Genomic DNA, 23,887 nt, shown 5'->3' on the forward strand with positions numbered 1-23,887 from the left:
TTCGTACGGCGTCCTGGCTCCCCATGCCAGCGGGCGCCGGTGTCACGAGGTGTCGCACCGGAACGCAGAACTGGAAGGGGCTGACGTGGACGAGCAGGTACCGGAGACGCCGCGACCTCGCCGAGCGGCCGCCCCGCCGCCGGGCAGTGGTCCGGATTCCGCGGAGAACCTCCCGCGCCGCGCCCGTCGTGCGGCCGCCCCCGACCCGCAGCCCGCAGCTCCGGCATCCGCCAGTGGCCCCCGCTCCACGGAGACCCCGGCAGCGCCCCGCTCCGCCAGCAGCCCCGTTGCTCCGAGCAGCCCGCCCGCCCCGAGCCGTACGGAGTGGCAGGCCGGCCCCGCGTCGCCGTCCCGGCAGACGCCTGCGTCGCCTGCGACACCTGCGAGCTCGGCATCGCCGGCGACCTCGCCGTCGCCCAGGACCCCCGCAGCCGCCGCATCGCCGACCCCTTCAGTGACCGAGACCGGCATCAATCGGGCGATCTCCCCCGGCGCCGACAAGTGGCGTTCTCCCGGCAGCGGCGGAAGCCCGGCCGCGGCGCCCTCGCCATCACCCGCCGCCAGTCCCACCCCCGTTGCTTCGCCGCCCGTTGCTTCACCGCCCGTTGCTTCACCGCCCGTGGCGGCAGCTGGGTCACCGTCCACTCCCGCCCCGGTCGCGGGCAGTACTGCGGTTGGGGGCGCTGCCGGTGCCGCCGGTGCAGCTGCCTTCCCTGGTGGCCCCGCGGGTGCGGGTGGCACCGCCCAGTCCGGTCCGACCGGCCCGACGAGCCCGACCGGCCCGACGAGCCCGACGACTCCGGGGGGAGCACCGCCCGGACGTGGACAGGGCCCCTCCCGGGCATTCGACTCCGGCGACGGCGGCAACAACCGCCGGCGCAACCTCATCCTGGCCCTGGTCGCCGCCCTGGTCGTGATCGCCGTGGTCACCACCGCGGTGCTGCTGCGTGGCCGGATCACCGGACAGGGTCCGGGTGCGGGGCAGTCCCCCAGCCCCACGGCCACGCCCGTCCTGACCCCGGCTTCGATGCTCACGGTCGACGACGTACGTTCCCTGGACAGCAAGGCCGCCTGGGCGGAGATCCTGACCCAGGAGCGGGTCGATGCCGACACTCCCCGGCCGACCTGCCTGGTCCTGGACGCCCAGGGCGTGCCGCTGGCGCAGTCGACGGTGGTGCGCAAGCTCCAGGCCGGCAACGACGCCAACAACTCGGTCCTCCACGAGGCGTTCCAGTTCGCCTCCGCCGATGATGCCAAGTCCGCAACCGACCTGTGGAGCAAGCAACTCGGCGACTGCTCGCGCCCGATCGCGCTGCTGGCCAACGGCTGGACCATCAGCGGTGTCGGGGATGCCGCGACCGGTGTCACCGCGATCGTGCAGGACAAGACGGCGATCAACCACACCGTCCAGCTCAGCCGCAGCGGCTCCGTGGTGCACGTGATCGACGCCTCCAAGCCCCAGGCCACCCCCGACGGGACGGCTGTCGCCAAGCTGCTCGGTACGGTCGTGGGGCGCACCTGCCAGGCCGCCGGCGGCGCCTGCGCCGACAATCCCTCCGCCTCCTCCGGCGTACCGCCGCAGACCGCGAGCAACCCCGAGTTCCTCGCCAATGCCGACCTGCCGCGGATCACCGCCGGCACCGGTCGCTGGGGTGGCACCGACGTGGCGACGACCTTCGACTTCTTCGGCAGCCAGTGCGAGGGCAAGGACCTGGCCACGGTCGCGGGTCCGGAGTCGCGCAAGCACCGCGCCTACCTGCTGCAGGAGGACGCCGCCGCCCCCGAGGGCACCTTCGGCGTGGACGAGTACATCCTCACCTACCCGGACAAGGGCGGCGCGGACGGCCTCGTCAAGGACATCACCGCCTCGATCAACGGGTGCGAGAAGAACATGCTGACCGCCAAGGTCGAGCAGGGTGCCGCCATCGACACCAAGGCCAACAACAAGGCCATCACCGGCCGGGTCTGGACCATCACCCAGCAGGTCGACCAGAACACCAAGCAGCGCTACCGCGTCGGCCTGGTCCAGGTCGACCGCACGGTCATCTACACGATGATCCCGACCGGGCAGTCGTTCGACTTCAACAACGACCAGTGGAAGGGGATCGCCGAGCGGGCCGGCCAGCGGCTCGCGACGACGCTCTGAGCCCCCACTGTCGGCCACGTACGCGACCCGGCAGTGGCGGTTGGGCAAGCTGGAAGGGGGCTCCCGGATGACGATCCGGGAGCCCCCTTCTGGTGTGCCGGACCTCAGCGGTCCCAGCGGTCCAGGCCGAGCTCGGCCACGATCCCCCGGGCCAGGTCGGCCGTCGTGGACGGGGTGGTGCCCACCTTGACGCCGGCGGCCTCGAGGGCCTCCTTCTTGGCCTGGGCGGTGCCGGCCGACCCCGAGACGATGGCGCCGGCATGCCCCATCGTCTTGCCCACCGGAGCGGTGAAGCCCGCGACGTACGCCACCACGGGCTTGGTCACGTGATCCTTGATGTACGCCGCGGCACGCTCCTCGGCGTCACCACCGATCTCGCCGATCATCACGATCACCTTGGTGTCGGGGTCCTCCTCGAACGCCGCGAGGGCGTCCACGTGGGTGGTCCCGATGATCGGGTCACCGCCGATGCCGACGGCGGTCGAGATGCCGATCTCCCGCAGTTCGAACATCATCTGGTAGGTCAGGGTGCCCGACTTGGAGACCAGGCCGACCGGGCCCGGCCCGGTGATCCCGGCGGGGATGATCCCCGCGTTCGACTCACCCGGCGACTGGATGCCGGGGCAGTTCGGCCCCAGGATCCGGCTGGTGCCCTTGTTCCTCGCGTAGGCGTAGAACTCGGCGGTGTCGTGCACCGGTACGCCCTCGGTGATCACCACGATCAGCGGCATGCCCGCATCGATCGCCTCCATCACCGCGGCCTTGGTCGCAACGGCCGGGACGAAGATGACCGACACGTCGGCACCGTCCTTCTCCATGGCCTCGGCGACCGTGGCACGGATCGGGACCAGGGCATGACCGCCGGCCCACGAGAACTCCGACGTCTGGCCGGCCTTCCGCGGGTTGGTGCCGGCCACGACGCGTGACCCGGAGGCGAGCATCAACTGGCCGTGTTTGTGCCCCTCCGAGCCGGTCAGGCCCTGGACGACGATCTTGGAGTTCGAGTCGAGCAGGATGGTCATCGGTTCTCGCCTTCCCGGGCGTTACGGAGTTCGTCGATGCTGGCGACGCCGGCGGCCAGCTGGGCAGCCATCCGGGCGCCCCCGTCCATCGTCTCGGCGACGAGCACGAAGCCAGCCAGGCGCTCGCGCGCCCGCTTCAGCACGTGGCGTCCGCCGGCGGCGTTGTTGCCGTCCAGGCGCAGCACGATCGGCTTGTTCGCCCGCTCGCCGAGCAGGTCCATGGCCTGCACAATGCCCTTGGCGACCTGCTCGCACGACGTGATGCCGCCGTACACGTTGACGAAGATGCTCTTCACCGCCGGGTCGGACAGGATCAGCGACAGGCCGTTCGCCATCACCTCGGCCGACGCGCCGCCGCCGATGTCGAGGAAGTTCGCCGGGCTCGGGCTGCCCGGCAGGTCGGCTCCGGCGTACGCGACGACGTCCAGGGTGCTCATCATCAGGCCCGCCCCATTGCCGATCACCCCGACGTTGCCGTCGAGCTTGACGTAGTTGAGGCCCTGTTCACGGGCCTGCGACTCCAGCGGGTCGACGTTGGCCTCGTCGCGGTACGCCGCGTGCTCGGGGTGGCGGAAGGCGGCGTTCTCGTCGAGGGTGACCTTGCCGTCCAGCGCGATGATCGATCCGTCGCCCGCCTTGATCAGCGGGTTCACCTCGACCAGCGTGGCGTCCTCGTCGCGGAAGACCTCCCAGAGCTTCACGAACATGGCTTCCAGACTCGGCCGGTCGGCCTCGTCGAAGCCCGCCGCCGCGGTGATCTCGGCCGCCTTGGCGGCGTCGACGCCGACGAGCGGGTCGACCGGCACCTTGGCGAGCAGCTCCGGGGAGTCCTTGGCGAGCGTCTCGATGTCCACGCCTCCGCTGCGCGAGCACATCGCCAGGTACTGGCGGTCCGACCGGTCGACCAGCAGGGAAAAGTAGTACTCCTCGGCGATGTCGGCACCCTCGGTAACCATCACGCGGTGGACCGTGTGGCCCTTGATGTCCATTCCCAGGATCTGTTCGGCCACCGCCTGGGCCTCATCGGCATCACGGGCCAGCTTCACACCGCCGGCCTTGCCCCGGCCACCGGTCTTCACCTGGGCCTTGATGACTGCGGGCCAGCCGAGGTCCTCGGCTACCTGTCGCGCCTCGGCTGCGGTGGTGGCCGTGGCGGCCCGCATCACCGAGACACCGTACGACTCGAACATGTCGCGGGCCTGATACTCGTACAGATCCATCGCGATCCTTTCGCTCGGTGGACGGGACACCGGTCCCGCCCCGCCCCGACATCCGTGGCGGGGCGGCAATGTGGCCGAGTCTAGGCGACGGTCCACCGGCGCGGGGAGGGTGCAAACCATCTCGCGGAATGACTGCAGGGAAGCCGCAACGGCATCGTGGCCGGTAGCCCGACCCGAAAGTCGGCCTACCGGCCACGAGGAGTGAGTGAGGGTCCGAGCAGGTCCAGTGGGGCGCGCCAGATCCACAGCTGGACGTCCCGGGACCGGAGTCCGGCCTGTTGGCCGGACCCGGGCAGGGGTCAGGCCGCGGCGTGGCTGGCGACGTGCTCGCGCACCCAGGACACGATGCTCTCCATCGACGTCCCGGGGGTGAAGATCTCCGCGGCACCCATGTCGTGCAGCGGCGGGATGTCCTCCTCCGGGATGATGCCGCCGCCGAAGACGACGATGTCGGCGGCGTCGTTCGCCTTCAACTGCTCGATCACGTCCTGGAAGAGCGTGAGATGGGCGCCGGAGAGCACGGACAGTCCGATACCGTCGGCGTCCTCGGCAATTGCGGTCTGGACGATCTGCTCCGGGGTCTGGTGCAGCCCGGTGTAGATGACCTCCATGCCGGCATCGCGCAGTGCGCGGGCAACAACCTTGGCGCCACGGTCATGACCGTCCAGGCCAGGCTTGGCGACAACCACTCGAATCGGTGCGTTCGTATCCACGCCCCTAGCCTAGCTGTGGGCGAGTTCGTGCGGAGGTGCACCCCTCCTACTCGCACGGGTCGGTCCAGGGTCCCGAAGGTCCCCGACCCGCCCGTTTCTCACTATGTCGACACCGCAACCGTGTCCACCCTGAGGCAACTCTGTGCAAGCCAGCGCGGGTTATGTGACCTTGTTCACAATCTGCGTGGCGCGACCGCGCGGGTCTGCCAGGTTTTGACCCCAAACGGCCCCGTCGGCGGCCTGCTCGATTTTGACCGCATTTACCAATCCGTTATGTTTCTTGGAGCCGGTTGGGGACCATGAGGGTCTCGTGACCGGCGTCATGCCGTTAGCAACAAGGAGCCCACGTGTCACGGATCACCGTCAAGGCGTCGAACCCCCGTCGCGCCGTTGCCGACGCGCCTCGTTCCGACACCTTCGGATCCGCCCGGGACTCCTTGGTCTCGCTGCGTGACCGTCTGCAGCAGCCCGAGTCCCTGTCGCCGCGCTACGCGGAGATGGCCACGGACGAGAGCACGGACGACAACCGCCACACGCTCAACTCGAGCCTGGCGGCGCTGACCGTCTCCGCTCTGGGCCTCGCCGTCGCGGGCGCCGTGACGATGACCTCGAACGCCCAGGCGGCCAACCCGGAGGCCCTGCTGGAGCTCCAGCAGAAGAGCACCGCGTCGGCCACCATCGCCGAGCCCGCACCAGCCACCCCCGCTTCCCCCGCTGACGCGAACGGCACCCCCAACACCACCACCGGCTCCACTCCGGCGCAGGCCGGCTCCCTCGATGGCCGCAGCACGGACGAGACCTCCCGTACGGCGGCCCGCACCGAGCTGGATGCCGCGATGGGCGCCCAGCTGGCGACCGAGCGCTCCAAGCAGCTCTCCGCTGCCAGTGACTCCGCCGCCCAGGCCTCCCGTGAGCAGGCACTCGCCTCCCGCGCGGACCAGCTGACCTCCTCCACGAGCTCGATCTCGGCGGAGAACGATCGCCTCGCCAAGGCCAAGAAGGACCAGGCCGACCAGGCTGCGGCCCAGGCCGCCCAGAAGGCCGCTGCCGAGAAGGCTGCGAAGGCCGCCCCCACGGGCACCCTCAACGTTGCCGCGGCGAAGACCTCCGTCCAGTCGGTCGTCGCCTCCTCCGGCGGCGCAACAGCCCCGATGAAGCGCGGCAGCTACACCATCGGCGCGCGCTTCGGTGCGGTCGGCTCCTGGTCGCGCTACCACACCGGCCAGGACCTCCCGGCTCCGGTCGGCACCCCGATCTACGCGGCTGCGGACGGTGTCATCGCCCCCCCGAACGGTGGCGGCTGGGCCGGCAACCACGTCGTCATCAACCACGGCGACGGTGCCACCCTGTACGCCCACATGTCCTCCACCGCCGTGAGCGTCGGCCAGCACGTGAAGGCCGGCCAGCTCATCGGTTACGTGGGTATGACCGGGCGAACCTTCGGCCCGCACCTGCACTGGGAGTACTACCCGAACGCCTCCACGGTCGGCAACCCGTACACGACCGCCGACCCGGTCTCCTGGCTCGCGGCCCGCGGCGCCTCGATCTGATCGATCACCCGGACGAGGTCCTGCCGCCCTCGTCCCGCTTGACCTGCTGAACGTACGCGTGAGCCCGGTTCCCCTTGGGGAACCGGGCTCACGCCGTCACCGGCGGGCTCCGTTCAGAGCTTCTCCATCGGCGCGTGGCGCAGCGACAGCCGCTTGGTGCCGAGTGACCCGAAGTCGACGTCGGCCTTGGCGTTGGACCCCGAGCCCATCGTGGCCACGACGGTTCCCAGGCCGAACGCCGTGTGCAGCACCCGGTCTCCCACGGTGACCGCATCGACGTGCGGCCCCCGCGGCACCCCGGACCCGAAGACGTGGCCCCCCTCGGTCCGGTCGCGGGCCGAGGACGTACGACTCGCCGCCCGGGTCTCCCAGGACGTGGCCGGCTCGACCAGCCGGCGCCAGTCGAGGAGGTCCCCCGGCATGTCCGCGATGAACCTGCTCTGGGGGTTGTAGGAGGGCTGCCCCCACTGGGTGCGGACCACCGCCCGGGTCAGGTAGAGGCGCTTGCGGGCCCTGGTGATCCCCACGTACGCCAGACGGCGCTCCTCCTCCAGCTCGGTCGGGTTGTCCAGGGACCGCATGTGCGGGAACACCCCGTCCTCGAAGCCGGTCAGGAAGACCGTGTCGAACTCCAGCCCCTTGGCGGTGTGCAGCGTCATCAGCGTCACCACCCCGTCCGTGTCCCCGTCGGGGACGGCATCGGCGTCGGCGACCAGCGCCACCCGCTCCAGGAAGGCCGGCAACGAGTCGTCCGGTTCGGGGGCACCGCTACCCAGGCCGCCGAGCTGCCCCGGGACGGTGGTGCGGTCGCCCGTCGCCGACGGGGTCGTGTCCGGATCCTCCTCGAGGGGCTCGCCGGTCTCGGCGTCGATCGGCCGACCGGTCTCCTGGTCGATGTCGACGACGTGCGCCTGCGCGACGAACTCCTCGGCCACCGCCACGAACTCGGTCAGGTTCTCCAGCCGGCTCTCGTCCTGCAGGTCGTTGCTGCGACGCAGGGTGTCGACGTAGCCGGAGGCCTGCAGGATCGAGGCGAGGAGCTCGTCGGCGGCGGCCCCGGCCGCCATCATCGCCCGGTGGTCGGCCATCATCGTGGCGAACGCACGCAACTGGGCCAGTGAGCGCGTGGCCAGCCCCTCGACCTCGTCGAGGCGTTCCAGCGCCGACCCGAAGCTGATCCGCTGCCGGTCGGCGAAGTGCTGGACCTGTTCCTGGGCCCGGTCCCCGATCCCGCGCTTCGGCTCGTTGATGATCCGGCGCACCGAGACCTCGTCGTGCGGGTTGGCGATGGCCTTCAGGTAGGAGATAGCGTCGCGGACCTCCTTGCGCTCGTAGAACCGGACGCCACCGACCACCCGGTAGGGCATCCCGACCCGGATGAACACGTCCTCGAAGGCGCGCGACTGGGCGTTGGTCCGGTAGAACACCGCCGTCTGGCCGTACGTGGTGGTGCCGGCGTCGACCAGCCGGTCGATCTCGTCGGCGATGAACTGGGCCTCGCCGTGCTCGGTGTCGGCGACGTAGCCGACGATCTTCTCCCCCGCCCCGGCATCGGACCACAACCGCTTCTTGGGCCGGTCGGGGTTCTTGGAGATGACCGAGTTGGCGGCCGACAGGACTGTCTGGGTCGATCGGTAGTTCTGTTCCAGCAGGATCGTCCGCGCGCCGCGGAAGTCGTGCTCGAAGTCCAGGATGTTGCGGATCGTCGCGCCGCGGAAGGCATAGATGGACTGGTCGGAGTCGCCGACCACCATCAGCTCCGGCGGGTCGATCGGCACGATGCCGGACTCCTCGGGCAGCGCGGAGGGGTCGTTCCCGCACAGCTCACGGACCAGCGCGTACTGGGCCGGGTTGGTGTCCTGGTACTCGTCGACCAGCACCTGGCGGAACCTGCGCCGGTACTTCTCCCGGACCTCGGGGAACTGCCGGAACAGCCGTACGGTCTCCATGATCAGGTCGTCGAAGTCGAAGGCCTCCGCGGCACGCAGGCGACGCTCGTAGTCGGCGTACACCCCGGGGTAGACGTCCTCCTGCCCGCGCGGCGCCCGGTCGGCGGAGGCCTCGGGCCGGACCAGGTCGTTCTTGCAGTTGGAGATCCAGTTCAGCAGTTCCCGCGGCTGGTAGCGCTTGGGGTCGAGCTGCTTGTCCCGGCAGATCATCTGCATCAGGCGCTTGGAGTCGGCGCTGTCGTAGATGGAGAAGTTCGACGAGCGCTCGAAGTGGCCGATCTCGGCCCGAAGGATGCGTACGCAGGCCGAGTGGAACGTCGAGACCCACATCACCCGCGCCCGCGGACCGACCAGGTCCACCACCCGGGTACGCATCTCGGCGGCGGCCTTGTTGGTGAACGTGATCGCCAGGATCGAGCCGGGATGGACGTCGCGTACGCCGACCAGGTAGGCAATCCGGCGGGTCAGGACGCGCGTCTTGCCCGACCCCGCACCAGCCACCACGAGCACCGGCCCGCCCTCGTGCTCGACCGCCTCACGCTGTGGGGCGTTCAGGCCCTCGACCAGCTCCGCCGCGGTGGGGCGCCGGCGTCCCGCACCCTGCGGCGCGCGGCGCGCTCCGGCACCCGCCCCCCCGGGGACGGGCGGGTCGGCGGGTCCGCGATCGGCTCCGCCGCGCGACTGCCCGGGGGCAGCAGGGCGGGTGGAAGCAGCGCCGGCGGCGAGGCCGAAGGCGGGGAACAGGGTGGGGGTGTCAGCATCGTTCATGGCACCGCCCAGCCTAGATGGTGCGTCCGCTATTTTTGGGGCATGCCAGAGCGCCCCGCCCCCTTCCGCGGACCTGCCCTACCGCAGGTCCGAACGGTGTTGCAGCGGATCGGCGCCGTCATCGGCGCGGTCCAGGTCCTGACGATCGCCGCGCTCCAGGTCGTCGCCTGGCTCCGCAAGCGCCGCCAGGGGCCGGTGAACTTCCCCCGGACCGAGCCCGACGACTTCGCCACCGCCGAGGGGACGGCCGCGATCTTCATGTACGGCGGCGACCTGTACGCGGACATGCTGGCCGCGATCCGCGCCGCCGAGCACTCCATCTACTTCGAGACCTTCATCTGGAAGGGCGACAAGCTGGGGCAGGAGTTCAAGGACGCCTTCATCGAGGCCGCAGCGCGCGGGGTCGAGGTGTACGTGGTCTGGGACCGGTTCGCGAACCTCGTCGTCGACCCGGACTTCTACCGCTTCCCCGACTCCGTGCACGCGCGCCAGCACCCCATCTACCTGCGCTGGCCACGCGGCTGGCGGCTCGGCAAGCTCGCCCGCAACCACCGCAAGGTGCTGGTCGTGGACGGGGAGACTGCCTGGGTCGGCGGCTACAACATCGGGTCGCTGTACGTGAACGACTGGCGGGACACCCATGCCCGGCTGTCCGGCCCGATCGCGGCTGACCTGGCCGACGCGTTCGTCGACTACTGGAACGCCATCGGCGGTCCCCGGCAGCCCCTGCTGGCGGAGCCGATCGGACGGGCGTGGCACACCTCCGCGCGCGTGGTCCGCAACGTGCCGGCCTATGCCAGCTACCCGATCCGGGGAATGTACCTGGAGGCCATCGACCGGGCCAGCCAGCGGATCTGGCTCACGCATGCCTACCTGATCCCCGACCAGGACCTGCTCGAGGCCCTGCTCAAGGCCGCCCGGCGCGGCGTCGACGTCCGGGTCATAATCCCGGCGGAGTCGAACCACATCGAGGCCGACTGGCTGTCCCGGGGCTTCTACCGCCAGCTGCTGGAGGCCGGCGTACGACTCTTCCTCTACCAGGAGGCGATGGTGCACGCCAAGACCGCCACGATCGACGGCCAGTGGGCGACCATCGGCACTGCGAACCTGGACCGCCTCAGCCTGGTGGGGAACTACGAGATCAACGTGGAGTTCATCGATCCGGCCGTGGCGCAGCGGATGGAGACCATCTTCTCCACCGACCTGACCAACTGCCGCGAGCTGACGCTGGACGAGTGGCAGAGCCGACCCCTGATGGCCAAGTGGTCCGAGGCCGTACTACGGCCACTCCGGCCGCTGCTCTGAGTCCGGGCGAGCTCCCGACTACCCTCCCCCGACCATCCCTGCGGTCCCGACCTGCGCCCGCCGTCCCGACCCCTAGGCGGTGTCCCTCGGTGTTCACCCAATCGTCACCCGACACGCGCCCGATGTGTTTGTCGACACACCCTGCTGCCCTAATCTGGAGTTATGACTACTGCGCTTCTCGTGCCGCTGGCACTCAATGTTGGCTGGTTTGGTCTGATCATCATCGGTCTGATCGCCGGCGCAATCGCCAAGGCCATCCTCCCGGGCAAGGACCCGATGGGATGGATCATCTCCCTTATCCTCGGCGTCATCGGCGCCCTCGTCGGCGGCTGGATCGGCAGCCTCTTCGGCGTCCAGGGCAGCGGCTTCTTCTCGCTGTGGACCTGGATCCTGGCCATCGTCGGCTGCATCGTCGTCCTCCTCATCTACGGCCTCATCACCAAGAAGCGGGTCTGACACCTGCTCCTGCCCAGCGAGCCCCGACCGGGAAACCGGTCGGGGCTCGCTGCCTGTTCGGGGCCGGTCAGGTCAGCCGACGGTCGTTCGCCCATCGTGCCAGCTGGTGCCGGTTGGACAACTGCAGCTTGCGGAGCACGCTCGAGACGTGGGTCTCGACCGTCTTCACCGAGATGAACAGCTCCTTGGCGACCTCCTTGTAGGAGTAGCCGCGGGCGATCAGGCGGAGCACGTCGCGCTCGCGCGGGGAGAGCCGGTCCAGCTCCTCGTCGATGCTCGCCACGTCGATCGACCCCGAGAAGGCGTCCAGGACGAAACCCGCGAGCCGGGGGGAGAACACCGCGTCCCCGCCGGCGACCCGCTCGATCGCCTCGATCAGCTCGTCTGCGTTGATGGACTTGGTCACGTAGCCGCGGGCCCCGCCGCGCACCAGCGAGATGACGTCCTCCGCGGCGTCCGAGACCGACAATGCCAAGAAACGGACGTCGGGGTGGCGCTGGTGGACCTGTCGGAGCACCTCGACCCCTCCGCCGCCGGGCAGGTGGACGTCCAGCAGGACCACGTCCGGGTCGGTGTCCAGGACGACCTGGACTGCCGAGGGCGCGTCCGCGGCCTCGCCGACGATGCTGACGTGGGCCCCGATCTCGTGCTTCACCCCGGCGCGGAACATGTCATGGTCGTCAACGACCACGACCCGCAGGGCCCCGGTCCGCATTCCCTCCCGTGGGGGATTCTGCGCGTCGGCGTCAGCAGGCTCGGACTGATGGGTCGTCATCGTGTCATCTCCAGTCGTACGTCGGTCCCTTGGCCCGGGGCCGAGCGAATCGTCGCCCGCCCACCGTGCCGCTCCATCCGTTCCATGATGCTGCCCCGCACCCCTTGGCGGTCGGCGTCGATCGCCTCGATGTCGAATCCACGGCCGCGGTCGCGGATGAACACCTCGACGGTATCCTCCAGCACTTCGACGAACACGTCGACCCTGGGTGCTCCGGAGTGCTTGGCAGCGTTCACGACCGCCTCCCGGGCCGCCTGGGCCAGCGATCCCATCTGCGGGGTCAGCGCGATGTCACCCACCGTGACCAGCTCGACGTCGATATCGAACTCGTCCTCGACGTCAATGGCCATCCGCTTCACGGCGGCGATCAGGGTCGACTCGTCCGGAGGGGCACCGTAGAGCCACTCCCGCAGCTCCCGCTCCTGTCGGCGGGCCAGTCGGGCCACGGCCCGGGGATCGTCCGCCTGGCGCTGGATCAGTGCGAGGGTCTGCAGCACCGAGTCGTGCAGGTGGGCAGCCATGTCCGCCCGTGCGTCGGAGCGGAGCTGCTGCTCCCGGACCCGGTCCAGCTCCGCGCGGGTCCGGAAGAACCACGGGGCACCGACGACGGCGACGCCTCCCATGCTGAGGATGAGCATCGTCATCAGTTGGGAGGCGCTCCCCTGGGAGGTCTGGGGACTCACCAGCACGAAGGCGATGGCCAGCAGCATCAGTCCGGCCAGGGCGCCGAGCAGCGAGCCGATCCGGTCGACCCGGGACCGCTGCACCGTACGACTCCCGCCGCTGCGTTGCTCGCGCCAGGTGCCCATCGAGTCGGCCTCGCGCCAGATCACCGCTACTCCGGCGCTGGCCAGCATGACCGGCCAGAACACCCCCCAGGCCATCCCGAAGCGGGACATCTGGATCAGCCACAGCACCCCGCCACCGACGAGCGCCATCGCCAGCGCCGATCCCACGTCCGTACGGCGCCGCACGTGCGTGGCCACGGTGCGCGACCCGGTCCGGGCGGCGGCCTCCAGCCCGGGGGCGGCGACCCGGGGCGGCTCGGGCGGCAGCGCCACCCAGAGCACGGCGTACACGATGACTCCGACGAACTGGGTCATGGTCAGGGCCACGAACGCCAGCCGGAGCAGCGTCACCGGCCAGCCGAGGTGCTGGCTCAGGCCGGCGCAGACACCGCCGAGCCAGCGGCCGTCGTCCACCCGGTAGGCGCGGCGTCGACGCGTGGCGGGCACACGCGCAGCGATCCCCGGGCTCGGCGTGCGACCACGACCGTCCTCGGGGTCCTTCGGGTGCTCAGCCGGAAGAACGTCCATGATGGGATCCAGCAAAGCACGTACCGCCGACAATCCCCCCACCCGGCGCCTCCCGCTGAGGACAATTTGGGGGATGTGCCCGATGGTCCCGACCCGGGAGGCGAGACAGGATGGGGGCATGGAGCCGGTGATGACGATGCATCGACCTGCGAACGGGGCCCCGATCGCAGGCGTCTGCGCTGCCCTCGCCGAGCGTACGGGGATCGATCCGCTGATCATCCGCGTCGCGGCCATCCTGCTGGCCGTCAGCTCGGGGATCGGACTGGTCCTGTACGTGGCCGGCTGGCTGCTCATCCCCCGCGAGGGCCATGACCTCGGCATCCTGCTGGAGACGTTCCCCGCCCTCGCCACCGTCCCGCGCTGGGCGCTGCTGTCGATCCTTGCCGTCGTCCTCGTTGCGGTCGCCATACCGGTCGGCCAGGTGACCCCCACCTCGTCGTTCCCCGCGGTAGTCATCGGGCTGGTCTACTACTTCAGTGTGTACCGCCCGCGCCACGGACGAGGGGCGATCGACTCCCGGCGCGACCGGGCGAGCGGCACAATGCCTCCGGGGCCCCCGCAGTCGCCGGGCGGCGCTCTCCCGCCAGCGCGGCCGTTCGGCTCCCCCGCCCAGGGCGCCGCCTCCGTCGGGTCCCCGACAGAGGCGGACATCCACACCGTCGTACGCCCGCCGGCCAGCGGCGACGCATCGACCGGCGCGGCCGGCACGCACGCAGGACAGCGCGCCGAAGACCCTCGAAGGGCCACCGCCGCCGGCCCCCAGGCCTCCCCCTCCTGGGCACCGGATCCTGCGATGAGCTCCTACCTGACCCAGCCCGACCCGATCGGCCTGTACGCACCGCCGCCGCCCACCCCGCGCGCGGCACGCCTGCCGGACCCGCAGCGGCTGGGCAAGCGGACCCTTGGCCTGGTCACGCTGACCACACTCGGACTGCTGTGGACCTGGCTGTCCCTCGCCGCGACGGCTGGCCATCCGATCCCCCTGTTCATCGGGGCCGCCGCGGCCCTGGTGATCGTCGGTGGCTCGCTGGTGGTCGGCGCCTGGGTCGGCCGACCCCGCGGCCTGATCAGCGCCGCGGTGATCCTTGCCCTCCTTGCGACAGCGGGCGCGTACCACACCGACCACCCGGTCCCCCAGCCCCTGGTCGCCCCCGACAGCGTCACGTACGTAGTGTCGGACACCATGCCGGTCGCCGACAGCTGGGACTTCGGCGCACCCACGATCGACCTGCGCGGCCTCGACCTGCGACACGACACCACCTATGACGTCCACATGAATGCCGGCTCGGTGACGATCCTGATCCCCGAGTCCGCCCGTGTCGTCGTGCACGGCCGGGTCGCCGTGGGGCCGATGACGCTGGGCGACTGGTCCTCCGACCAGCCGCCGGCGGAGGGCGTCACCCGGCTCGTGTCGCCCGGTCGTCCGGGCGCGCCGACCCTCACGATCAACGCCTCGACCGAAGTGGGCGAACTGGTGGTGAAGCCGTGATGAGCACCCGCCCCACTCCCCCGCCCGGTCGGCGCCGCCGGCGCACCGACGTGCTCTCACTCGTCCTGGGCCTGATGGCCGTCATGTACGGCGGCGCGATCCTGTTCAGCCGGATGGTGCACCCGATCGATCCCGGGCTGCTCAGCGTGGCCGCGCCGGCTTCCCTGGTGATCGTCGGATTGATCGGGCTGATCGCCGGCAGCCGGACCTGATCCCGCCCGCATCTGATCCCGCCCGCATCTGATCCCGCCCGCACCTGATCCCGCCCGCATCTGATCCCGGCAGTTCCTGGCACAGCGACCCGGTGCACAATCGAGCCATGCGGATCGTGGTACTGACCGGAGCGGGCATCTCCGAGGAGAGCGGTGTGGCGACCTTCCGGGGCGCGGGCGGCCTGTGGGAGGGCCACCGGGTCGAGGACGTCGCCACGCCCGAGGCGTTCGACCTGGACCCCGAGACCGTACAGCGGTTCTACGACACCAGGCGGCGCGCCGTCGCGACCGTCTCCCCCAATGCCGCCCACCACGCGCTGGCACGGCTCGAGCGTGCCCCGGGGATCGACCTCCTGGTCGTGACGCAGAACATCGACGACCTGCACGAGCGCGCCGGCACCCGGCAACTGGTGCACATGCACGGCGAGCTGCGCCGGGCCCGGTGCCTGGCCTGCGGCGGCCAACCGGAGTGGACGGGTGACCTGGTCGACCGGCCGCCGTGCCCGGTGTGCGGGCAGCGGATGCTGCGCCCCGACGTGGTGTGGTTCGGCGAGATGCCGTACGAGCTGGACCGGATCGAGGAGGCGGTCGAGGCCTGCGACATGTTCGCGTCGGTCGGCACCTCCGGGGTGGTCTACCCGGCCGCGGGCTACGCCGCGATGGCCAAGGCGTTCGGCGCCCGCACGATGGAGCTGAACCTCGTCCCGACCGATGCGCCGCTGCCCTTCGACGAGGTGCGGGAGGGCCCGGCCACGGTCGTCGTCCCGAGCTGGGTGGACGAGATCACCGGCTCGTCGCACTGACCCGGGGCGGACGCACAGGAGGGGCGGACCACCTGGTCCGCCCCTCCTGTCAGCGCGAGCCCCGGCCGGCAGGGCCGCCGCTCACTCCCACTCGATGGTGCCCGGCGGCTTGCTCGTGACGTCGAGGACGACGCGGTTGACGTCGCGCACCTCGTTGGTGATCCGCGTGGAGATCTTCTCCAGCAGGTCGTACGGCAGCCGGCCCCAGTCTGCGGTCATGGCGTCCTCGCTGGTCACGGGGCGCAGCACGATCGGGTGGCCGTACGTACGACCGTCGCCCTGGACGCCGACGGACCGGACGTCGGCGAGCAGCACCACCGGCATCTGCCAGATGTCACGGTAGAGGCCGGCGTTCTCCAGCTCCTCGCGGGCGATGGAATCCGCGCGGCGCAGGATCGCCAGGCGGTCCTCGGTGACCGCGCCGATGATCCGGATGGCCAGGCCCGGGCCCGGGAAGGGCTGGCGCCACACCATCGCCTCGGGGAGGCCGAGCTCGGCACCGACCGCGCGGACCTCGTCCTTGAACAGGGTGCGCAGCGGCTCGATCAGCTTGAACTGCAGGTCGTCGGGCAGGCCGCCGACGTTGTGGTGGGACTTGATGTTCGCCGCACCCTCACCGCCGCCGGACTCCACCACGTCGGGGTACAGCGTGCCCTGGGCCAGGAACTCGATCGGCTCGTCCGCGTTGATCTCACGGGTGGCCACCTCGAACGCCCGGATGAACTCCCGGCCGATGATCTTGCGCTTGGTCTCCGGGTCGGTGACCCCGTCGAGTTCGCGGAGGAACACCTCGGCGACGTTCTTCACCACCAGGCGTACGTCGGTGGCCGCGACGAAGTCCTGCTCGACCTGTTCGGCCTCGCCCTCGCGGAGCAGGCCGTGGTCGACGAAGACACAGACGAGTTGGTCGCCGATCGCCTTGTGCAGCAGGGCCGCCGCGACGGCGGAGTCGACGCCGCCGGACAGTCCGCACAGCACGCGCTTGTCGCCGACGATCGTACGAATCTGCGCGACCGCGTCGTCGACGATGTTCGCCGGGGTCCAGTCCGGCGTACAGCCGGCGATCTCGTAGAGGAAGTGCTCCAGCACCTGCTGGCCGTGCTCGGAGTGCATCACCTCGGGGTGCCACTGGACACCGGCCAACCGGCGCTCGACGTCCTCGAACGCCGCCACCGGGGCGCCGGCCGTAGAGGCCAGCGCGGTGAACCCGGCCGGGGCGGAGTGCACCGAGTCGCCGTGACTCATCCACGTGCGGAACGTCGCCGGGACCTCGCGCAGCAGGGTCCCCGCGGTCACGACGGTCGTCTCGGTCCGGCCGAACTCCGACAGCCCCGTACGGGCCACATCGCCGCCCAGCGCCGCGGCCATCGCCTGGAAGCCGTAGCAGATGCCGAAGACCGGGATCCCCGCCTCGAACAGGGCGGGGTCGACCTGGGCGGCACCCTCGGCGTACACCGACTGCGGGCCACCCGAGAGGATGATCGCCCTGGGTCGGCGGGCGGCGACCTCGGCGGCGGTGGCGGTGTGCGGCATGATCTCGGAGAAGACGCGCGCCTCGCGGACCCTGCGCGCGATCAGCTGCGCGTACTGCGCGCCGAAATCTATGACGATGACGGTGTCATGGGTCTCCGCGCCTGCGGCACCGCTCGTGGTCTGGTCTGCCATGGCGGCAAGTCTAGGACCTCGTGGCGGCCCTGCCGGTCCCGGCCGCCACGCGGCACACGAACGTATAGGCGACTTGAATACTCACCATAAGGTGTTGTATTACTGGGATATGGCGCTTTTCGAGAACATCACCCAGGCTGTTGGGAACACTCCGCTCGTCCGCATCAACCGCCTCTTCGGCGACACTGCGGCCAACGTCTTTGCCAAGCTCGAGTTCTACAACCCCGGTAGCTCAGTCAAGGACCGCATCGGTGTCGCGATCATCGACGCGGCCGAGGCCTCCGGCCAGCTGAAGCCTGGCGGCACCATCGTCGAGGGCACGTCCGGCAACACCGGCATCGCCCTGGCCCTGGTCGGCGCGGCCCGCGGCTACAAGGTCATCCTGACCATGCCCGAGACCATGTCGTCCGAGCGCAAGGCCCTGCTGCGTGCATACGGTGCCGAGCTCGTCCTGACCCCGGGCAAGGAGGGCATGAAGGGCGCCGTGGCCAAGGCCGAGGAGATCGCCGCCGAGCGCGGCGGCATCCTGGCCCGCCAGTTCGAGAACCCGGCCAACGTGGACGTGCACCGCCGCACCACCGCCGAGGAGATCTGGAACGACACCGACGGTGGCGTCGACATCCTGGTCGCCGGCATCGGTACCGGTGGCACCATCACCGGCGTCGGCGAGGTCCTCAAGGAGCGCAAGCCCGAGGTCAGGATCGTGGCCGTCGAGCCGGCCGACTCCCCGCTGCTGTCCGAGGGACGCTTCGGCCCGCACAAGATCCAGGGCCTGGGTGCGAACTTCATCCCGGAGATCCTCAACCGCGACATCATCGACGAGGTCATCACCGCGACCACCGAGGACGCGGTGAACTTCGCCCGCGGCGCCGCCACCCAGGAGGGCATGCTGGTCGGCCTCTCCTCCGGTGCCGCCCTCAAGGCCGCCGGCGAGGTCGCCTCCCGCCCGGAGAACGCCGGCAAGAACATCGTCGTCATCATCCCGAGCTTCGGCGAGCGCTACCTCTCCACCGTCCTCTTCGAGGGCCTAGTTTGATCCACCGCACTGACCCCGGCGCCCCCGCGCGTCGGGGTGCCCGGCAGTGACGACAGTGGCCCGGGTCAGGAGCTGAGCTCCTGACCCGGGCCACTGTCATGTTCCGGCTATCCGTTGGCGGCCGAGATCTCCGACTCCCGCTCCTCCTCGGCGAGGGCGGTGAGCTCGGCGCCGGCCTCGGCGTCCCGGGTGAGGTTCGACCCATCGGCCGTATCGAAGACGTGCACCAGCCTGGTGTCGAGCCAGAACTTGCCGGGCTTCCCACCCCGCATCCTGCTGCCCGAGTCGATCGTGACCACCACGGTGGAGGGCATCTCGTCCTGGTCGAGGTCCCGGGCGAGCTCGTCCATCAGCTGCTTGGTGCTCGGGTCCGGCTCGTAGTCGATGTAGGCGTACTGCTCGTTGCCGAGCCACTCGGTGTGCCTCGGTGTCGCCTCGAAGGTGGTGCCGTGCGCCCGGACCGAGTCATCCACGAAGTCGTCGTCCTCGAAGAACTCGGGGCGTACGCCGAGGATCACGTGGTCCCGGCTCCCCGCGGCCTTCAGGACCTTGTCCGGCACCGCCAACAGGCCGATGGGAGTGGCGAGCTTGTCCCCTTGGACCTTCGCCGGGAGGAAGTTCATCGACGGTGAGCCGATGAAGCCCGCGACGAACAGGTTGACCGGCTGCTCGTAGAGCTCCCGGGGGCTGGCCACCTGCTGCAGCGTTCCCTTCTTGAGCACCGCGACCCGGTCGCCGAGGGTCATCGCCTCGGTCTGGTCGTGGGTGACGTACACCGCGGTGGTGCGTAGCCGACGCTGCAGCTGGGCGATCTGCGTACGCATCTGGCCGCGCAGCTTGGCGTCGAGGTTGGACAGTGGCTCGTCGAAGAGGAACGCGTCCGCCTGCCGCACGATCGCGCGCCCCATCGCGACGCGCTGGCGCTGGCCACCGGAGAGGTTGGCCGGCTTGCGGTCCAGGTGCTCACGCAGGTCGAGCATGTCCGACGCCTCCCGGACCCGCCGGTCGATCTCCTCCTTGTCGATCTTGCTGCGGTTGAGTCGCAGCGGGAAGGCGATGTTCTCGTAGACGGTCAGGTGGGGGTAGAGGGCGTAGTTCTGGAAAACCATCGACAGGTTGCGGTCCCGGGGTGGGATTTCGTTGACCCGCTTGCCGTCGATCGTCAGGTCGCCGGAGGTGATGTCCTCCAGGCCGACGATCATCCGCAGCAGGGTCGACTTGCCGCAGCCGGACGGCCCGACGAGGATCATGAACTCCCCGTCGGCGATGTCGAGGCTGATGCCTTTCACGGCGGTGAAACCGTCGTCGTAGGTCTTGACCAGGTTGTTGAGTGTGATCTGTGCCATGGCAGCTTTCCTTGACGTGTCGGGGCGAGGGCGTCAGCCCTTGACCGCGCCCTGGGTGAGGCCGGAGACGATCTGGCGCTGGAACAGCAGGACGAGGATGATGATCGGGATCGTCACCACGATCGCGGCGGCCGAGATGGCCCCGGTCGGGTCCTCGAACTGGGAGGCGCCGGTGAAGAACGCCAGCGCCGCCGGCACCGGACGGGCCACCGACGTGGAGGTCAGCGAGATGCCGTAGACGAAGTCGTTCCAGGCGATGAAGAAGGCGATGATCGCGGTGGTGAACACACCAGGTGCCGCCAGCGGGACGATGACCTTCGTGAACGCCTGCCAGGTGGTGGCACCGTCGACCTGGGCCGCCCGTTCCAGGTCCCAGGGGATCTGCTGGAAGTAGGCGGCCAGGGTGTAGATCGCGATCGGCAGGGTCAGTGACAGGTAAGGGATGATCAGACCGACCCAGGTGTCGTACAACCCGATCTGGCGCCACAGGTTGAACAGCGGCGTGGTCAGGGAGATGATCGGGAAGATCGAGACTGCGAGTGCGGTGTTCAGCACCAGGCGCTTGCCGAGGAAGTCGAGCCGGGCGATCGCGTACGCCGCGAAGGTGGCCAGCACGACGGCGATGACGGTCGAGATCAGCGAGATGCCGATCGAGTTGCGCAGGGCCGGCAGGAACAGGTCCTTGGCACTGCCGGCGAAGATCGTCTGGTAGTTCTCGCCGGTCCAGGTCGAGGGCCAGAACTTGCCGGTGCCGATGTCGGACGGCGCCTTGAAGGAGGTGGTCAGGATCGAGAAGATCGGCCAGAGCGTGTAGAGCAGGATGACGATGGCCACGACCGCCCAGGCCAGCTTCTGCCTTCCGGTAAGAGCGTTCATGTCACTTCACTCCCCTACTGGCCAGGTCGACCTTGAAGCCCTTGATCGCGATGATCGCGATCAGGATCACCAACAGGAACAGGACGACCGAGACAGCCGAGCCGAGGCCGATCTCGAGCCGTCCGATCGACGTCCGGTAGGCGAGGAGCGACAGCGTCTCGGTGCCGTACGCGCCGTTGGTCATGATGAAGATGTTGTCGAAGATGCGGAAGGCATCGAGTGCCCGGAACAGCACGGCGACCATGATGGCGGCACGCATGTTGGGGATGATCACCCGGCTCATCCGTTCCCACCAGCTGGCGCCGTCGACCTTGGCGGCCTCGGTCAGCTCGGAGGGCACCTGGGCCAGGCCGGAGAGCAGCAGCAGGGAGATGAACGGGGTGGTCTTCCAGATCTCCGAGGCCATGATGACGAACAGGGCCGGCGCCGCCGACCCGAACCAGTCGAAGTCCGGACCGATCCCCGGCAGCCAGCTGAACCAGGTGTTCACGTAGCCGGAGTTGATGTCGAACATGTAGAACCAGGCGAAGGCCGACACCACGGTGATCGTGCCGTACGGGATCAGGATCGCCGTGCGCAGGAGACCGCGCATCCTCTTGAGGGCGTTGTTCATCACCAGGGCCAGCGCGAAGCCGAGAACCAGCTCGACCGCGACGGTGATCACTGTGATCAGCACGGTGACGCCAAGGTCCCGCCAGAACACCGAGTCGCTGAAGACGACGCCGTAGTTCTGCAAGCCGATGAAACGGCGCTCGCCAGGGGCCGTCAGCCGGAAGCTGAAGAGGGAGTCGTAGAAGGCCTGCAGGATCGGGTAGATGGTGACCGCCACCATGATGATGAACGCCGGGCCGGCGAGTATCCAGCCCAGCCGCCGCTCGCTGCGCGTACGCTCACTGACCCGGCGGCGACCCTGCTTCTCGGGGGCTTGGGCCGCGGACGCGGCTGGGATCGCTGTGGTTGCTGTGCTGCTCATAGCAGTCTGTCCCCCTTCAGTACGGCGGTGATGAAGTCCTGGGTCTCCTTGGGCGTCTGCTGCGTGACCGCGTCCAGGGGTGTCCAGCGCTGCTGGATACCGGTGCTGACCTCGTTGTAGAACTGGGTCTGCGGACGCGGCTTGGCGAGCTCCAGGGACTGGCGGATCACGTTGGCCATCGGGTAGGCCTTCTGCACCTCCGGGTCGTCATAGGCAGCCTTGCTCGCCGGTGGGTTGCCGTTGCTGACGAAGTAGTAGGACTGGTTCTGCGTGGAGGTGATGCACTTGACCGCCTGGAACGCTTGGTCGACGTGGCGGCTCTTGGCCCCGACGCCCAGAACGATGCCACCGAAGGGCGGGGCAGTCTCCTTGTCAGCACTGACGCGCGGGTAGAGCGCCCAGCCCATGTCGTCCAGCACGGACTTGTCGAGGGTGCCCTCCTTCACCGCACTCTGCGCGGCGGTGTAGACGAAGGGCCAGTTCACCATGAAGGAGCCGTCCGGGCCCTGCCAGTTCTGCCTCGTCACGTCCTCGTTCTGGGTGGCGATGCCTGGCCCACCCAGTCCGTCTCGTCCAATGGTGCCGACGATCCGGGCCGCCTCCTGTCCGGCCGGGGAGTCCAGCCCCAGCTGGATCTGGTCGCCGGGCGCACCCGGGTTCGTGATGATCGACTGTCCCTGCGACTCGTACAGGGCGTTCACCCAGACGGTCATCGACTCCGCACGGATGCCTTGGACGCCGAGCTGCTTGTGGGTCTTGCGGGCCGCGTCCATCAGCTGGTCCCAGGTCACGGGCTTCGACATGTCGAGACCGGCCTGCTGGGCGACGGACTTCTTGTACCAGAGCAACTGGGTGTTCGCCCAGAACGGGACCGCCACAACCTTGCCTTTCCAGGTTGCGCCCTTGACTGCGCCCTCCACTGCATCGGCGGTGGAGGACTGTGCCAGCGCAGCGGGCACCGGCGCCAGGAATCCGGGCTCGGCGAGTTCAGGCACGAACGGCGGGTCCAGGCTCATGATGTCCAGGGAGGTATCGCCCGCAGCAAGCCGTCGGGCCAGCTGCTCCCGCTGGGAGCTGGCCTGCCGCGGCAGGAGCGAGGTCTTGATGCTGTAGGCGCCTCCGGATTGGGCCGAGCATCGCTGAGCGATCTCCGCCTGGCCGCCGGAATCCGGGTTGATGTACCAGGTGAGGGTCGGGGCGCCACTCCCTCCGCCCTGGGAGGAGCATCCGCTCAGCGCAGCAACGGCGACCATGCCGGTCACCAGCGCCAGCGCCACCCCACGCCTTCTTCGCCTAGGCGGCGAGTACGGCACGTCCATGTGCTTTCCTTCCACGTCATTGTGAACAGGACAGGACTGGTCTCCGCAGTTACCGGGGCCGGCCCCGCTGACAGTTACGTCATTGTCGACTGAACCTGACCTGACGAGGGAAGTCAAGGGATGACGGGGGCGCGCCTCGATAACGATGGGCGTGATTGCGAGCGTGACGGACACGCCGTTCGCACGCATCGGCGGGGAGCGCGGAGGGGGGACGGGGCAGCGATCCTCGGGAGGCACCACCCCAGGCCGGACTCCTCCGGACGAAGGACCGCGAGCGGTCAGCTCGGGTCGGGTCGCTCCCGCCGGATGGCTTCGTGGTGCCGAACGACCTCAGAGACAATGAAGGTCAGGAACTTCTCGGCGAACTCGGGATCCAGGTGCGACTCGGCAGCCAGGGACCGCAGTCGCTGGATCTGCTCCGCCTCACGGACCGGATCGGCCGGCGGCAGGTCGTGCTCGGCCTTGAGGATGCCGACGCGTTGCGTGGTCTTGAAGCGCTCGGCCAGCAGGTGGACCAGTGCTGCATCCATGTTGTCGATCGATGCCCGCAGGCGGTTCAGCTCGACCGTCACGTCATCCTTGTTCTCTGCCACGCCACGACCCTATCCCACGTCCGAAGACGGATGCCCGTCATGTACACGGGGCCATCACAGCCAAAGACCCAACCTGTACACGGCCTGGCCTCCTGTGGCCAGGCATGATCCTGGCTCGAGGATCGCACCAGAGACCGGCCGACGGGGCACAACCCAACGGTCGCTTCGCGGAGGCCTCGCGCGCCAGGAATTGTCCTGTAATTGCGGATCGGGCCGATACCCGGTGAGGGGTATCGGCCCGATCTGTGCACCACCCGGAAGGGTGGTGTGTGTTGTCCGGCGACGTCCTAGTCTCCCACACACTCCCGTGTGCAGTACCATCGGCGCTGAAGGGCTTGACTTCCGGGTTCGGAAT

20 protein-coding genes and 1 rRNA gene are annotated in these 23,887 nt (G+C 69.4%); 8 read left to right on the forward strand and 13 right to left on the reverse strand.

Annotated features, from left to right (window positions below):
• Window positions 1–619: 619 nt before the first annotated feature.
• Window positions 620–2,146 (forward strand): hypothetical protein, encoded by a 1,527-nt coding sequence (locus tag GA0111570_RS11195; RefSeq protein ID WP_139283221.1) that lies wholly within the window; start codon window positions 620–622, stop codon window positions 2,144–2,146.
• Between the two features lie 104 nt (window positions 2,147–2,250).
• Here GA0111570_RS11195 and sucD read toward each other — a convergent pair whose 3' ends face one another.
• The 3 genes from sucD to icmB form a co-directional block, all read right to left on the reverse strand.
• Window positions 2,251–3,168, reverse strand: coding sequence for a succinate--CoA ligase subunit alpha (sucD, locus tag GA0111570_RS11200; protein WP_092610857.1), 918 nt, complete (start codon window positions 3,166–3,168; stop codon window positions 2,251–2,253).
• Complete coding sequence (sucC, locus tag GA0111570_RS11205) at window positions 3,165–4,388, reverse strand: ADP-forming succinate--CoA ligase subunit beta (RefSeq protein WP_092610861.1); 1,224 nt, start codon at window positions 4,386–4,388, stop codon at window positions 3,165–3,167. The genes sucD and sucC overlap by 4 nt, the downstream gene beginning before the upstream one ends.
• Window positions 4,389–4,687: 299 nt before the next feature.
• A complete protein-coding gene (gene icmB / locus GA0111570_RS11210) occupies window positions 4,688–5,101 on the reverse strand; it encodes a coenzyme B12-dependent isobutyryl CoA mutase small subunit (protein WP_092610864.1) in 414 nt (137 codons plus the stop codon).
• Between the two features lie 347 nt (window positions 5,102–5,448).
• Here icmB and GA0111570_RS11215 point away from each other — a divergent pair, with 347 nt between their 5' ends.
• Window positions 5,449–6,651, forward strand: coding sequence for a M23 family metallopeptidase (locus GA0111570_RS11215; RefSeq protein WP_092610867.1), 1,203 nt, complete (start codon window positions 5,449–5,451; stop codon window positions 6,649–6,651).
• A 113-nt stretch (window positions 6,652–6,764) separates the two neighbouring features.
• On the opposite strand, the gene GA0111570_RS11220 is transcribed toward GA0111570_RS11215, so the two are convergent.
• On the reverse strand, window positions 6,765–9,368 hold the full coding sequence (locus tag GA0111570_RS11220; protein ID WP_092610869.1) for a UvrD-helicase domain-containing protein: 2,604 nt from the start codon (window positions 9,366–9,368) through the stop codon (window positions 6,765–6,767).
• A gap of 42 nt (window positions 9,369–9,410) precedes the next feature.
• On the opposite strand from GA0111570_RS11220, the gene GA0111570_RS11225 reads away from it, so the two are divergent.
• Window positions 9,411–10,673 carry a phospholipase D-like domain-containing protein gene (locus GA0111570_RS11225; RefSeq protein ID WP_092610872.1) on the forward strand — a complete coding sequence of 421 codons (1,263 nt, stop codon included), beginning with the start codon at window positions 9,411–9,413 and terminating at the stop codon, window positions 10,671–10,673.
• Between the two features lie 162 nt (window positions 10,674–10,835).
• A complete protein-coding gene (locus GA0111570_RS11230) occupies window positions 10,836–11,129 on the forward strand; it encodes a GlsB/YeaQ/YmgE family stress response membrane protein (RefSeq protein ID WP_092610875.1) in 294 nt (97 codons plus the stop codon).
• Window positions 11,130–11,196: 67 nt separating this feature from the next.
• Here GA0111570_RS11230 and GA0111570_RS11235 read toward each other — a convergent pair whose 3' ends face one another.
• Together GA0111570_RS11235 and GA0111570_RS11240 are read right to left on the reverse strand one after the other, a co-directional pair.
• Window positions 11,197–11,844 carry a response regulator gene (locus GA0111570_RS11235; protein WP_092610878.1) on the reverse strand — a complete coding sequence of 216 codons (648 nt, stop codon included), beginning with the start codon at window positions 11,842–11,844 and terminating at the stop codon, window positions 11,197–11,199.
• Window positions 11,845–11,900: 56 nt separating this feature from the next.
• Entirely contained in the window at window positions 11,901–13,220 is a 1,320-nt protein-coding gene (locus GA0111570_RS11240) for an ATP-binding protein (RefSeq protein ID WP_175557456.1), read from the reverse strand.
• Window positions 13,221–13,350: 130 nt separating this feature from the next.
• On the opposite strand from GA0111570_RS11240, the gene GA0111570_RS17360 reads away from it, so the two are divergent.
• The 3 genes from GA0111570_RS17360 (at window position 13,351) to GA0111570_RS11255 (ending at window position 15,724) form a co-directional block, all read left to right on the forward strand.
• Window positions 13,351–14,709, forward strand: a complete 1,359-nt coding sequence (locus GA0111570_RS17360) for a PspC domain-containing protein (protein WP_175557457.1) — start codon at window positions 13,351–13,353, stop codon at window positions 14,707–14,709.
• On the forward strand, window positions 14,709–14,921 hold the full coding sequence (locus GA0111570_RS11250; protein WP_092610887.1) for a hypothetical protein: 213 nt from the start codon (window positions 14,709–14,711) through the stop codon (window positions 14,919–14,921). The genes GA0111570_RS17360 and GA0111570_RS11250 overlap by 1 nt, the downstream gene beginning before the upstream one ends.
• Before the next feature lie 107 nt (window positions 14,922–15,028).
• Window positions 15,029–15,724: an NAD-dependent deacylase gene (locus GA0111570_RS11255; protein ID WP_092610890.1), complete on the forward strand. Its 696-nt coding sequence runs from the start codon at window positions 15,029–15,031 to the stop codon at window positions 15,722–15,724.
• 81 nt (window positions 15,725–15,805) lie between these two features.
• Here the strand turns inward: GA0111570_RS11255 and guaA are convergent, their stop codons facing one another.
• Window positions 15,806–17,389: a glutamine-hydrolyzing GMP synthase gene (gene guaA, locus GA0111570_RS11260; protein ID WP_092610893.1), complete on the reverse strand. Its 1,584-nt coding sequence runs from the start codon at window positions 17,387–17,389 to the stop codon at window positions 15,806–15,808.
• Window positions 17,390–17,498: 109 nt separating this feature from the next.
• Between guaA and cysK the strand changes: the two genes are divergently transcribed.
• Entirely contained in the window at window positions 17,499–18,425 is a 927-nt protein-coding gene (gene cysK / locus GA0111570_RS11265; RefSeq protein ID WP_092610896.1) for a cysteine synthase A, read from the forward strand.
• Window positions 18,426–18,532: 107 nt separating this feature from the next.
• Here cysK and GA0111570_RS11270 read toward each other — a convergent pair whose 3' ends face one another.
• The 6 genes from GA0111570_RS11270 to rrf form a co-directional block, all read right to left on the reverse strand.
• Complete coding sequence (locus GA0111570_RS11270; RefSeq protein ID WP_092610918.1) at window positions 18,533–19,771, reverse strand: ABC transporter ATP-binding protein; 1,239 nt, start codon at window positions 19,769–19,771, stop codon at window positions 18,533–18,535.
• A gap of 33 nt (window positions 19,772–19,804) precedes the next feature.
• Window positions 19,805–20,647 (reverse strand): carbohydrate ABC transporter permease, encoded by an 843-nt coding sequence (locus GA0111570_RS11275; RefSeq protein WP_092610920.1) that lies wholly within the window; start codon window positions 20,645–20,647, stop codon window positions 19,805–19,807.
• A 1-nt stretch (window position 20,648) separates the two neighbouring features.
• Window positions 20,649–21,620, reverse strand: coding sequence for a carbohydrate ABC transporter permease (locus GA0111570_RS11280; protein ID WP_092610923.1), 972 nt, complete (start codon window positions 21,618–21,620; stop codon window positions 20,649–20,651).
• Entirely contained in the window at window positions 21,617–22,897 is a 1,281-nt protein-coding gene (locus GA0111570_RS11285) for an extracellular solute-binding protein (RefSeq protein ID WP_245703144.1), read from the reverse strand. The genes GA0111570_RS11280 and GA0111570_RS11285 overlap by 4 nt, the downstream gene beginning before the upstream one ends.
• A gap of 320 nt (window positions 22,898–23,217) precedes the next feature.
• Window positions 23,218–23,532 carry a chorismate mutase gene (locus GA0111570_RS11290; protein WP_092610929.1) on the reverse strand — a complete coding sequence of 105 codons (315 nt, stop codon included), beginning with the start codon at window positions 23,530–23,532 and terminating at the stop codon, window positions 23,218–23,220.
• A gap of 274 nt (window positions 23,533–23,806) precedes the next feature.
• Window positions 23,807–23,887, reverse strand: a 5S ribosomal RNA gene (rrf, locus tag GA0111570_RS18425); the annotation flags it as partial.

It is taken from the genome of Raineyella antarctica, assembly GCF_900092135.1.
Lineage (GTDB): Bacteria > Actinomycetota > Actinomycetes > Propionibacteriales > Propionibacteriaceae > Raineyella > Raineyella antarctica.